Below are 12,832 nucleotides of genomic sequence, written 5' to 3'. Positions count from 1 at the left end.
AACATGAAAGCAAGGCTACACGCCCTGTCCGCATCGCTTTTTCTGGCCACCGCAGCGCATGCCGCGCCGGTGACCGTCACGCTGGAGGGCTCGCTCAACTACATCCAGCGCACGGTCTACGAGGTTCAGTCGTCCCCGACCCAGCCCGGTTACAGCCCCGAACCGCCCAGCTACACGACCAGCTACCAGTACCCAAGCAGCTTCGGCGGGCTGTCCTTGGGTGACAAGGCCGTGTTCACCTTCCAGGTCGACCCCGCCGTGGTGGACGCGCTCTACACCCCCGCCACGCTCACGCTGAAAGCGGGCCAGGCCGGTGAAGGCAGCGTGTCATTCAATGCCTGGGGCCATGCCACGCCGACCAGCCTGGGCCTGAGCGAAATTGCCAGCTCGATGCTGCCGGTGGGCGACTATGCCGCAAAGATCAGCGCCCAGCTCAACTTTGCATCCGGGGCTTTGGGCACGGGTGCGGACGCCGCCGACTATCTCCAGGCGCTGTCCAAGGGCCAATTGGCTGGGGTGTCCGCCAGCCTTTATGTGCTGGGCAATTGCCCGTTCGCCTCGTCCTGCACGAACATGGGCTTCACCTTCGACAAGGTGACCCTGGCGGCAGCTGGTGCATCGGTCACGGCAGCGGTTCCCGAGCCATCCACGATGGCGCTCATGGGGCTGGGCCTGGCCAGCCTGCTGCTGGCGAACGCACGAGGCCGCCGGCCAGGCTGAGCACGGCAGTGCGAGCGGCAGGCCTTGAGGTCAGGGTGCGATGAATCGGGGCACCTGGCCACCAGGGCCATGGATCTGCAGCAGCCGGCCGGACAACTTGGCCTGCACGCGCTCGGGCAGGGGCGCAAAACCGGTACCCCGCGTCAGCTCATCGCCGTGCATGAAGCACCAGTAGACGAAGCGGGCCACCCAATCGGCCGAAGCCATGTCCTTGGGCTCGGCGTCCAGCAACACGTAGCTGGTGGCGGTCAGCGGCCAGGCATCCGGGCGGGCCACGCCCACCAGGCTGGCCATGTCCTCACCCTTGCGGTAGACGTCAGACGCGAGGATCGCAGCCCGGAATGTCTCTTCGGAGGCCGCCACCACATTACCGGCCGGGTTGCGCAGCTTCACGCCGATCAAGCGGTCCTTGAGCACGCGGTCGAACGACACATAGCTGATGCCACCGGGTGTGTCCTTGAGCAAGGCAGCCACGCCGTCGTTGCCCTTGGCGCTCAGCGTGCTGCCCGGCCAGGCGGGCTTTTGCGACACCGGCACGGCCGAGGCGAACTTCGCCGACGACTGGCCCAGGTAGCGCGTCCAGACCTCGGTCGAACCGGAGGCTTCCTCACGCACGATGCGCTTGATGGCCTGGCCCGGCAGGTTCAGGCCCGGGTTCAGCGCCGCCACACGCGGGTCGTCCCAGCGCTTGATCTCACCGCGCGCGATGTCAGCCAGCACCTCGCCGGTGAGCACCATCTGGTTGGCGCCCACGCCGGGCAGGTTGATCACCGGCACCAAGCCCCCCACCACCATGGGGATCTGCACCAGCTTGCTTTCGCTGAGCTGCTGCGGGCTCAAAGGGCTGTCCGTGCCCCCGATGTGCACAGCACGCACCTTGATCTGCTTGATGCCATCACCCGAGCCCGTGGGGCTGTAGCGCACGGCCACACCTGGGTTCAGCTCGGCAAAGCGGCGCGTCCAGCGTTCATAGACATGTGACGGGAAGGTGGCCCCGGCCCCCTTGATCTGCACCTCGGCCCAGGCCTGCGCACTGACCGCGCTCAGGCTTGCCACCATGGCCAGCGCCAGACACTTCTTCACCCAGATAGAACGCAACAACATCACCAACAACTTCAATGTCCGATTAACGAGGAGGCGAAGATACACCAGCGGGCCAACCCTTGGTCCTGTCGGCTCATGTCAAAACGGAAAAAGGGCCGGTTGCCCGGCCCCTTTACAGCTTGCTTACAACGATGACGGCCGCGCAGGCGGCCATTCACGCGCCATTCAAGCCGCTTTCTTCGCGGCCGCTTTCTTGGCCGGCACGCGCGGCGCACGCGGCTCGAACTCGAAGCCCACCTTGCCCGCCTTGGCATCCCAGCTCAGGAAGGCCTTGAACTTGCGGCGCGTCTTGTTGGACACGAAGCCCTCCAGCAGGTCGGTCTTGCCGGTCTCCAGCAGCTTGCTGACCTGGTCGGGCATGATGGGCTGCTGCAGGATGATCTTGCCACTCTTGAAGTCGCACTTGGCCTTGGTGGCGCCCTGCGTGTTCTCGCACACGTAGTTGCTGCCGTACTCGTACACATTGCCGCCGCACTTGGGGCAAGCGCCCAGGCTGGTCTGGCCACTGAAGTCCACGGCCTCGCCGCCTTCGTCGTCCTTCTTGGCGTCTTCGCCGAAGTCGAACTCCATCTTCCAGTTGGCGGCTTCTTCGTCACGTACCAGCTTGAGCTCGGCCGTGAAGGGCCAGCCCGCCTTGGATCGGAAGCCTTCCAGCGGCCCGATCTTGTGCTCGCGCATCAGTTGCTCGACCTCGTGCAGCTCGAAGCTGCGGCCGGCCGGGATCTTGGTCATGCTGAAACCGCAACCCGCGCCATCGTCGCTACCGTTCTTGCCCGTGCAGGTGAAGCGACGGTAGTTTTCCTTGACCACGCCACCGCAGTTCGGGCAGGGCGCGCTCAAGGTGGCGTAGTCGCCCGGGATGGTGTCGCGGTCGTATTCCTTGGCCTTTTGCACCACGCGCTGGGTCATGGCGGCGATCTCGGCCATGAAGGCTTCGCGGCTCAGGCGCCCCTTCTCCATCTCCGAGAGCTTGAACTCCCAGTTGCCGGTCAGCTCGGGCTTGGTCAGGTCTTCCACACCCAGGCCACGCAACAGCGTCATCAGCTGGAAGGCCTTGGCCGTGGGGATCAGCTCACGGCCTTCGCGGTACATGTACTTTTCCGTGATGAGGCCTTCGATGATGGCCGCGCGGGTGGCTGGTGTGCCCAGGCCCTTCTCGGTCATCGCGGCCTTCAGCTCTTCGTCGTCGATCAGCTTGCCCGCGCCTTCCATGGCGCTCAGCAGCGTCGCTTCCGAGTAGCGGGCAGGCGGCTTGGTCTTGAGCGCGTTGACGGCCACGTCTTCCGTGGTCACGGCCTCGCCGGGCTTGACGGCCACCAGCGTGCGCTCGTCCCCCTCTTCCGAGGCTTCCTTGCCGTACACCGCCATCCAGCCCGGCTTGACCAGCACCTTGCCGTTGGTCTGGAAGCAGTGTTCCTTGCCCGCAGCCGGCACCTTGGTGATGCGGGTGGTGACCATGAACTCGGCCGCCGGGTAGAACACCGCAATGAAGCGCTTGACGACCATGTCGTACAGCTTGGCTTCGGCCTCGGTCAAGCTCTTGGGCGCCTGCATCGTGGGGATGATGGCAAAGTGATCCGACACCTTGGCGTTGTCGAACACGCGCTTGTTGGGCTTCACATAGCCATCGTTGACGGCCTTGCGGGCGTGCTGGGCCAGCTCCTTGAGCGGGCCGGGCATGTCCTCGTCGGCGATCATGCCCATGGTGTCCTTGACCACGCCCAGGTAGTCCTCGGGCAGCGCGCGTGAATCGGTACGTGGGTAGGTCAGGGCCTTGTGCTTTTCATACAAGGCCTGCGCCAGGCCCAGCGTGGTCTTGGCAGAAAAGCCAAAACGCGAGTTGGCCTCACGCTGCAGCGTGGTCAGGTCATACAACAGCGGGCTGGACTGGTTGCTGGGCTTGGCCTCTTCCGTGACGGTGCCCTGCTTGCCCTGAACGGCATCGGCAATGGCCTGCGCCTCGGCGGCCGACCAGACACGATCAGCCTTCAGCTCGGCTTCGGCCGAACCTTCCGCCGCGTTCTTGTCCTTCTTGAAATTGGGATCAAACCACTTGCCCTCGTAGGCACCGGCATCGACACCAAAGCTGGCCTTGATTTCCCAGTAATCGCGGTAGACGTGCTTGCGGATCTTTTCTTCGCGCTCCACCACGATGGACAGCGTCGGGGTCTGCACCCGGCCCACGGTGGTCAGGAAGAAGCCGCCATCGCGTGAGTTGAAGGCCGTCATGGCGCGCGTGCCGTTGATGCCCACCAGCCAGTCGGCCTCGGAGCGGCAGCGGGCGGCGCTGGCCAGCGGCATCATCTGCTCATCGGTACGCAAGGCCTCGAAGCCGTCGCGGATGGCCGCCGGCGTCATGCTCTGCAGCCACAGGCGCTTGACTTCCTTGCCCAGGCCCTTGGCGCGTGTGGTGGCCGTGCTGTCGGCCGCGTACTGCGCAATCAGGCGGAAGATCAGTTCACCCTCGCGCCCCGCGTCACAGGCGTTGATCAGGGTGGTGACGTCCTTGCGCTTGATCAGCTTGACCAGGGCGTTGAGGCGCCCCTTGCTCTTGTCGATCGGGTTGAGATCGAAGTGCGGCGGGATGACCGGCAGGTTGGCGAAGCTCCACTTGCCCCGCTTGACATCGAATTCGTCGGGCGCCTTGATCTCGACCAGATGGCCGACGGCGGAGCTGACCACATAGTGCTCGCTCTCGAAGTATTCGTCGTGCTTGTCGAATTTGCCGTCCACCGGCGTCAATGCGCGCACGATGTCTTGGGCTACCGACGGTTTTTCTGCAATGACCAGGGCTTTGCTCATGGGCGTCTTTATATCTTTTCTTACAATCGGGCTTCTCGCGCACGCGCACGCACACATACGTGTGTACACACGCGGGCACGCGCGCCCACCAATTCAATGTACCCAATCTGGCCGATGACGCAAGCCGCAAAAAAACCTCAGCCTGCCGCCCGGACGGCCCACGCCCCTCTTGATGAACCCACTTCTGGCCGCCGCACCCAGGTCCGCGAGTCGGGTATTCACGGCAAAGGCGTCTACGCCATCCGCCCCTTGAAGGCTGGCGACACCGTGCTGGAGTACAAGGGCGAGATCATCACCTGGCAGGAGGCGCTGGACCGCCACCCGCACGATCCGTCACAACCGAACCACACCTTTTACTTCCATCTTGATGATGGCCACGTCATCGACGGCAAGTACAAGGGCAACTCGGCCAAGTGGATCAACCACTCGTGCGACCCCAATCTGGAAGCCGAGCAGGACGGCGACCGCGTCTTCCTCAAGGCCCTGCGCGACATCGACGTGGGCGAAGAGCTGTTCTTCGACTACGGCCTGGTGATCGACGCCCGCATGACGGCCAAGCTCAAGAAGGAATACGCCTGCTGGTGCGGCTCGCCCAAGTGCCGCGGCACCATGCTGGCCTCGCGCCGGCGCTGAGCCGTCTGGCCTTGCTCGCGCGAGCCCGCCTTTGTCACGTCTGATCTGCCACGCCTGATCTGCCATGCCCGATCTGAATGCCGCCCTGGCTGATTTGAACGCCCATGCCGAGCGCATCTGGGAGGCCGCCTCACCGGCCTGCCCCACGCTCAGCCTGGAGGTGGTGCCCGAGATCGGCTCGACCAACACCGAGTTGATGGCACGCGGTCGGCGTGGCGAAGTCAGCCCGACCCTGCTGGCCGCTTGCAGCCAGACGGCGGGCAGAGGCCGCCAGGGCCGCGTCTGGCAGGCATCCCTGGGGGACAGCCTGACCTTCTCGCTGGGCCTGCCCATGCGGCTGGACGACATCCCCGGGGGCGGCAGCGCCCTGTCGCTGGCGGTCGGCCTGGCTGTCGCCCAGGCGCTCGAATCGGGCCTGCAGCAGCTGCGGACCAGCCCCATCACGCCCGCCATTGGCCTGAAATGGCCCAATGACTTGTGGCTCAACGGCCGCAAGCTGGGCGGCATCCTGATCGAAGCCAGCCCCGCGCCTGGCCTGGCAGAGGGCCAGCGGTGGGTGGTCATCGGCATCGGGCTCAATGTGCGGCTGGGGCAGGCCCCTGAGGGCTCGGCAGCGCTGCAGTCGGGGCCCTTTGCCCATGCGGGCCTCACGCCAGGCCTGATCTGGTCGTGGATTGCACCCTGGCTGCTGACGCAAGCCCGCTTGTTCGAGCAGCAGGGCTTTGCACCGTTGCAGCCAGCCTACAGCCAGCGCGATGTGCTGGCCGGCCAGCCCGTCGGGCTGTGGGCCACACCAGGCCAAGGCGTGGCCACGGGCGTGCCCCCGTCCGACACCGGCATGGCACAGGGCGTCAGCGAAACCGGCGCCTTGCTCGTGCATACTGACAAAGGCCTCCAGTCCTGGACCACCGGTGAAGTCAGCGTGCGCCTGCATGGCACGCCGCTCTGACCTCTGCCCTTTACGCCCCATCACGCCCGCCTACACCCACCCATGCTGCGCTCCCTGGTGCTGATCCTGTTGATCGTCAACGCCGCGTTTTTCGCGTGGAGCCAGGGCTGGCTCAACCAGCTGGTGGGCGTGCAGCCCAACGCGCAGCACGAACCCGAGCGCCTGAACAAGCAGATTCACGCCGACAAGATCGTGGTGCTGGCAGCAGGCTCGTCCGCCCATGACAAGGGCCGCCCTGCCAGCCCGGCTGTGGCACCAGATGCCGCCAGTGCCGCAACCAGCGCCACGGCTGAGGCGAGCGCCGCCTCTGGCCCGGCAGACGCAGCATCGGCCAACGCGTCGGCGGCCAGCCTTGCCGTGGCGGCGGCTGCCAGCAACAAGGACATGAAGTGCGTGGAGGCCGGCCCCTTCGGTGCCGCGGAGTACGCCGGCGTGGAGGCCAATGTGCGCGCCAAACTGCCTGCCGGCAGCTGGAGCAGCCGCACCGTGGCCATCCAGGGCCTCTGGCTGGTCTACATGGGCCCCTACGCCGACCCCGACATGCTGGAACGCAAGCAGGCCGAACTGCGCCGCATCAAGGGCCTGAGCTTTGAAGAGGTGCGCACGCCAGCCCATCTGGCCCAGGGCATCTCGCTGGGCCGCTACACCCGCCTGGAAGATGCGGAAGTCGGCCTCAACACCATGCGCAACCGGGGCATCCGCACCGCCAGGATCGTCAACCTGCGCCCCAGCATGGAGGTGCAGGTGCTGAGGGTGCCGCAAGCCACGGTGAACATGCAGGTCGCGCTGGCCGGCATGAAGCTGCCACAGGGCAAGGGCTTCAGCCCCTGTCGCCCCTGACGTCACCAGCACCGCGCCAGACGCCTGCGGCCATCACCATGCTGGTCAGGCACGCGGCCAGCAAGGCCAGCAAGCTCAGTGTGTCCAGGGCACCGCCTCCACCGCCGCTGTCGCCATCGCTGCAGGAGCTGCCGCCGCCCAGACGATTGGGCCTGAAGCAACTGCTGTCGGATGACGCCACCGTGACCGCCCCTGATGCCGCGCCACTGGCTTGATCCATGGCCCAGTTCACCGCGCGATAGGCATCCAGCACGCCGGTGCCGCAAGTCTGCGTGGTGCAGACGCAATTACCCTGCGCATTCACCCCAGGCTGACACACCGGCAAAGCCGCTGGGAACACGGTCGGGAAGGGTGCGATATGGGTCACCAAGGCGTTACGCAGCTCCGCCACCGTCAGATCGGGCGCCACGGCCAGCATGAGCGCGGCCACGCCGGCTGCGGTGGGCGCAGAAAAACTGGTGCCCACCGCGGCCTGCATCTCGTACACCCCCAGCGGTTTGGTATCGATACCCTGGTCCGTCCCCTGGTCGGCGAGGGCCACTATGCCGTCATCCACCAGGGTGTAGACCGGCTGGTTGTTCGCATCCCGCGTCATCACCATGTCGCCCCCGGCCACGGCCAGCCCGTATTGCTGGGTGCCATCGACCAGATTGGCGTAATTGGCCTTGTAGCCCTGCTGGTTGAGCGCCGTCACCGCCAGCACACCGGGGCAGCTGGCCGGGCGGGTGGGCGTTGCCAGGCCCAGCCAGTTATCGGGGCTGCCATTGCCGGCAGAGGCCACCACCAGCGCCCCCTTGCTCTCCAGCGTCTTGATGGTGTCGCGGTACAACCAGGCCGCATCGTGGGTGCCCGAGTCGCTGCATGAACCGTCACCGCCAAAGCTGAGGTTGATCACCCGGGCGGGCTGAAGGTTGCGCGGCGGGGAGCCCTGGTAATCGATGCCCGCCGCCCACAACATGCCTTCGATGATGTCACTGAGTTCTGCGCCGCACATGCCCGCCACCCGCACCGGCAGCACCACCGGCCCGGGCACCGGCGCCAGGATGCCCACACCATTGAGGGCATTGCCCGCCTGGGCGCCCAGCATGGAAGCGATGCGCAGGCCATGCCACTGCAAGGGCGCCGCGCTGCAGCCGGTGCGCAAGGCCGGGTCACGAATCTTCTCTGGCGAAATGCCGGGATCGGAGGGATCATCGTCCAGGCCATTGCCGTCATCCGAATACTCGACTTCCGAGACAAAGTCATAACCTTGGGCCATCCGGCCGTCCAGGTCAGGCGCGGGCAACTTGCCTGTGTCCAGCACGGCCACCACCACCGGCGAAATGGTCTTGCCGATCATGGCGCCCCACGCCGGGGCGATATTGGCCACGCCCTGGCGCCCGCCCAGCGTGGTCTCACGCTGATGCAACCAGGTTTGCTGCTCGTAGGCCGGGTCATTGAAGCCCGGCGAGATCACGCCAGCCGGGTGCGCCACTTCATTGACGATCACCCATTCCACATCGGGGTCGGCGCGCAGCTGCTCGGCCTCAGCCTGGGCCTGCTCGAAGGGCTCCAGCTTGCCGGAATGGATGAGCTGGGCCGCGAAGGCCGTGGGGCGCTGCACCAGATAATTCACCCCGTGCCGCCGGGCCACGGATGCCATGCGCAAGCGCGCACTTTGCATGGACTCGGTCGACATGGCCGCAGCCTGCAGGCGCACCACGGAACGGGTCGCGTCGGGTCGCCTGTCCGCTTGTTTGAGCTTGACGATGAGCCCCTTGGCCAGCCGCGGTGATGTCGACACCATGCTCGCTGCCGAGGAGGCTCCGCAACCCAGAATCAGAGTCAAGCCGAGCAGGGCCGCCCGAGCCATGTGCAACGCCGCGCTCATCCAGAATGCAATCCAACTACCAGGGTTTCATGCCGCGCCGCGCACGGACATGGTGCCAACGAACGCCAAAGAGTCCGGATTATGTGGCCGCGCATGGGTCGCGCGATGGCCCGTACGGCCCATGTTGACAATTGCGCACAAAAAATGCCCACCATCACACGCCGCTATCTCATGGCGAAATGGTCATGGTGAAACGGCGGGGGGCGTTTGCATCAGGCGCAAGCGCCGCAGTGGCCCGTAAGCCAGCATGCCCAGGATCAGCACCCCCGTGTGGACCAGCATGGAGAACGCCGCGAAATCGTACTGATGGGACCGCTCGGCAAATGCCAGGCTGGCGCGAACGGCCGCCTGCCCGATCTGGAGCAACACCAATACCGCGGCCACCGCCATCACATCATCCAGCCAGCCGCGCCATGGCTTGAACAAGCCCGCCGCCAGCATCAACACCACCCCGGCCAGCCAGATCTTGAGCACCACCATCAGCACCGCACCGTGTATCGAGCGGGACTCGTCGCCCAGGTAGGCGGCGGCCAGATCCAGGTGCTTGAGCTGATAAACCTGCGCGGGCGAGTCTGCATAACCGTAAACGTCGAACAACCCGTACCGCGCCGCCACCAGGACGACGGCAGCCATCGCCACCGCGGGCCAACGCTGCACCAACAACGGCTGCCATTGGAAGAAGGCCAACGTCACCAGCACGAACCCCAGCACGGACGGCACATGCATGGGCAGGCTCAGCGTCATCAACATGCACAGCGTGGACACCAGCAGGCGCACATGCCGCGTGTTGCCCACAGGCGCCGCCATCACATACGCCGCCGCGGCCAAACCGCCTCCTGCCAGCAAGGCCAGATACAAGCCCCAAGGCTGCGACACGCCCCACCACCAGAACCACAGCGTGGGCAGCAGAGGCCAGATCAGCCAGCGGTCACGGCCACACAAGCGGTAGGCCCACACGCCCGCCCCCACGGACACGGCGGTGGCCACCATCAACTGCGCCTGCGTTGCCAGCCCCAACAGGTTGAAGCACGAAAAGGGCAGCATCAACAGGGCCAGCACCAGCGCCGCCCACCACCAGCCCAGCTTCAGCGAAGCGCGCCAGTGCAGCATCAAGGCCGAGACCGCCAAGGCCAGGGCCGCCCCCACCGCCATCCGCCTGGGCGCGCTCTCACCCAGTATTGACCAGACCTTGGTACCGGCCGTCAGCACCACCAGCGCACACAGCAGCCAGCGCCAACGCCAGGTCGATGGCAAGGGGTTTTGCCACAGCCAGGCCGCCAGCAACATGGCCACGATCAGGCCGACCATGTTCACCGGATACAGCACGCTCGTCAGCAGGTAACCCAGCACCACCAGCAGGAAACGCTGCTCACGCGCCAGTTGCCACCCCAGGGCGCGCTTGCGCCAGGCCAGCACCGCCAGCGACAGCCCGCCGCCGGCCACCAGCACAAGTGGCAGCACTGCGGTCTGCGCACCGCCCCTGATCAGGCCCTTCATGGCGTCGGCGTGGGTAATGCGCAGGCCAAACAACAGCTCGATCCCCAGCAAGGCCGCACACAAGGCGGTCGTGCCCGCCCACAGCGGTGGGCGCAAGGCCGCTGCCGCCGGCGCCACCGACCACAGCATCAGCACGGCCAGCACAAACGTCATGACCACGAACACCCAGTCCACCGTGTTGACCACGCGCACGAAACCCACATGCTCTTCCAGCTCCCGGAAGGTGGACTGCAGCCGGGGCAACATGTCCTTGACGTGGTGATCGGTCAGCCACCTGAACTTCGGGTCGTCGGTGCGGCTCGGAAAGGCACCCTGCACCTTGGCCAGCAGGTCGGGGCGGTCCTTCAAGGCTGCCCGGTTCAGCAGACTGTGGGCATACGAGATCAAGGCGACCCGCCCGCGCTCCACCATCGTGAGCTGCAAGGCGTGCACGGCTGGCATGGCCACCGCTGCGCCGGGCGCCCGTATGCCCAGCAACACCGCGATGGTCGCGGGCATGTCGGCCGCATTCATCTCGATGTGGTTGTCCCGGTCGATGCCCTGCCCCAGGAACACCACAGGCACCTTGCGGTAGATGGGCTCGCTGCCCCCATGGCTGCCGTTGACGTCGTTGCCGTGATCCGCCGTGATGATCACGGTCGTGCCCGGCTTGAGCACCTGCTGGAGGTAGTCGTCCAGCGCATCGTCCCAGAACTTCAGCACGGCGGCGTATTCCGGGCGCTCCGTGCCGTACTGGTGGGCAGCCACATCGGTCTCGGTGATATGGACCACGCTGAGCGTTGGGGGATGCTCGGACAACAAGGCCTGACGGGAGTGCGCCAGCCCTTCGACATCTTCGTCGCGGAAGTTGGGGCCATGCCCCGTTTCGCGGAAATGCCCCTTGCCACGGTCACCGAACAAGGGCAGCCAGGCCGGGCCGCCATGGAAGGACACGTTCTCGCCGCGCGCCGCTACATCGTCAAAGATGGTCCAGCCCTCGAAGCGCGCCGACGACATCAGGCCGATGGCCGCCAGCCCGCTGGGCGCCATGCCCGTGCCCAGCGTCAGGATGCCCTGGATGGTGCCGGTCTGGCGCGGTGCCCACAACACACCCGATGCGCCGCCTTTCTGGCGGGCGTAGAGCTTGGGCATCAGCCGGTCATCGGCCAGGGTGCGCAGTGCCCATGAATCCAGCACCACCAGCACGACACGGTCCGTCAGGCGGCGCTCACTCAGCGCATACGCCCCGGACTGCTGCGACAACGCCTGCTGATACAGCGTGTTTGCATCGAACAACAGGTGCCCCAACAGCACAAAGACTGTCCACAGCACCAACCACAAACGCCGACCCATCACCGTGATCCACCCCTGGATGTGAAAACAGGGCCTCTGTGGGCCCTGTCATTCAGCTTATCACGGCGGTAACAGAAATGTTACTTGGCGATAACGCGCGCCATCTCCAGCACCTTGTTCGAGTAGCCCCACTCGTTGTCGTACCAGGAGACGACCTTCACGAAGGTCTTGTCCAGGGCGATACCGGCTTCGGCATCGAACACCGAGGTGCAGCTTTCGCCGCGGAAGTCGGTGGCGACCACCTTGTCTTCGGTGTAACCCAGCACGCCCTTCATGGCGCCTTCGGAGGCGGCCTTCATGGCCTTGCAGATGTCATCGTACGAAGCTTCCTTGTTCAGCTCGACGGTCAGGTCAACGACCGACACGTCAGAGGTGGGCACGCGGAAGGCCATGCCGGTCAGCTTCTTGTTCAGCTCAGGGATCACCACGCCCACGGCCTTGGCAGCGCCAGTGCTCGAAGGAATGATGTTTTCCAGGATGCCGCGGCCGCCGCGCCAGTCCTTGTTCGACGGGCCGTCCACGGTCTTCTGCGTGGCAGTCGCTGCGTGCACAGTCGTCATCAGGCCGCGCTTGATGCCGAAGGTGTCGTTCAGCACCTTGGCCACGGGGGCCAGGCAGTTGGTGGTGCACGAAGCGTTGGAGATGATGGCCTGGCCGGCGTAGGTCTTGTCGTTCACGCCGTAGACGAACATCGGGGTGTCGTCCTTCGAGGGGGCCGACATGATGACCTTCTTGGCGCCAGCCTTGATGTGGGCTTCAGCGGTTTCCTTGGTCAGGAACAGGCCGGTCGATTCGACCACCACGTCGGCGCCGACTTCGTCCCACTTCAGTTCAGCGGGGTTCTTCACGGCGGTCAGGCGGATGGGCTTGCCGTTGACGATCAGGGTGTTGCCGTCAACCGAAACCTCGCCCTTGAAGCGGCCATGCACCGAGTCGTACTTCAGCATGTAGGCCAGGTAGTCGGGCTCCAGCAGGTCATTGATACCGACGATTTCGATGTCGTTGAAGTTCTGGATGGCAGCGCGGAACACCATGCGGCCGATGCGACCGAAGCCGTTGATACCAATCTTGATAGCCATGATTGC

At 65.5% G+C, this 12,832-nt stretch carries 10 protein-coding genes; 4 read left to right on the top strand and 6 right to left on the bottom strand.

Features of this window, described 5'->3' with window-relative positions:
* Positions 1-3 precede the first annotated feature (3 nt).
* The gene (locus JY96_RS14535; RefSeq protein ID WP_035038493.1) at positions 4-720 is read left to right on the top strand and encodes a PEP-CTERM sorting domain-containing protein; all 717 of its coding nucleotides are present in this window, start codon (positions 4-6) and stop codon (positions 718-720) included.
* Positions 721-750: 30 nt separating this feature from the next.
* Here JY96_RS14535 and pstS read toward each other — a convergent pair whose 3' ends face one another.
* The 3 genes from pstS to JY96_RS24280 all read right to left on the bottom strand — a co-directional run bounded on the left by pstS (position 751) and on the right by JY96_RS24280 (position 4,848).
* The gene (pstS, locus tag JY96_RS14530) at positions 751-1,824 is read right to left on the bottom strand and encodes a phosphate ABC transporter substrate-binding protein PstS (RefSeq protein ID WP_052162548.1); all 1,074 of its coding nucleotides are present in this window, start codon (positions 1,822-1,824) and stop codon (positions 751-753) included.
* A gap of 165 nt (positions 1,825-1,989) precedes the next feature.
* Complete coding sequence (locus JY96_RS14525) at positions 1,990-4,626, bottom strand: DNA topoisomerase III (protein WP_035038491.1); 2,637 nt, start codon at positions 4,624-4,626, stop codon at positions 1,990-1,992.
* Positions 4,627-4,719: 93 nt separating this feature from the next.
* On the bottom strand, positions 4,720-4,848 hold the full coding sequence (locus JY96_RS24280; RefSeq protein ID WP_369796157.1) for a hypothetical protein: 129 nt from the start codon (positions 4,846-4,848) through the stop codon (positions 4,720-4,722).
* Here JY96_RS24280 and JY96_RS14520 point away from each other — a divergent pair.
* From JY96_RS14520 to JY96_RS22390, 3 genes are all read left to right on the top strand, one after another.
* Positions 4,843-5,259, top strand: a complete 417-nt coding sequence (locus JY96_RS14520) for an SET domain-containing protein (RefSeq protein ID WP_369796200.1) — start codon at positions 4,843-4,845, stop codon at positions 5,257-5,259. The genes JY96_RS24280 and JY96_RS14520 overlap by 6 nt on opposite strands.
* 64 nt (positions 5,260-5,323) lie before the next feature.
* On the top strand, positions 5,324-6,208 hold the full coding sequence (locus tag JY96_RS14515) for a biotin--[acetyl-CoA-carboxylase] ligase (protein WP_035038487.1): 885 nt from the start codon (positions 5,324-5,326) through the stop codon (positions 6,206-6,208).
* Between the two features lie 42 nt (positions 6,209-6,250).
* A complete protein-coding gene (locus JY96_RS22390) occupies positions 6,251-7,048 on the top strand; it encodes a hypothetical protein (RefSeq protein WP_052162547.1) in 798 nt (265 codons plus the stop codon).
* Here JY96_RS22390 and JY96_RS14505 read toward each other — a convergent pair.
* The 3 genes from JY96_RS14505 to gap all read right to left on the bottom strand — a co-directional run bounded on the left by JY96_RS14505 (position 7,029) and on the right by gap (position 12,826).
* Positions 7,029-8,834: a S8 family serine peptidase gene (locus JY96_RS14505; protein WP_035038485.1), complete on the bottom strand. Its 1,806-nt coding sequence runs from the start codon at positions 8,832-8,834 to the stop codon at positions 7,029-7,031. The genes JY96_RS22390 and JY96_RS14505 overlap by 20 nt on opposite strands.
* Before the next feature lie 267 nt (positions 8,835-9,101).
* The gene (locus JY96_RS14500; protein WP_035038483.1) at positions 9,102-11,747 is read right to left on the bottom strand and encodes an alkaline phosphatase family protein; all 2,646 of its coding nucleotides are present in this window, start codon (positions 11,745-11,747) and stop codon (positions 9,102-9,104) included.
* 80 nt (positions 11,748-11,827) lie between these two features.
* Positions 11,828-12,826 (bottom strand): type I glyceraldehyde-3-phosphate dehydrogenase, encoded by a 999-nt coding sequence (gene gap, locus JY96_RS14495; protein ID WP_035038480.1) that lies wholly within the window; start codon positions 12,824-12,826, stop codon positions 11,828-11,830.
* Positions 12,827-12,832 lie beyond the last annotated feature (6 nt).

The organism is Aquabacterium sp. NJ1 (assembly GCF_000768065.1).
Lineage (GTDB): Bacteria > Pseudomonadota > Gammaproteobacteria > Burkholderiales > Burkholderiaceae_C > Aquabacterium.
This window is presented reverse-complemented; position numbering and strand designations above follow the sequence as displayed.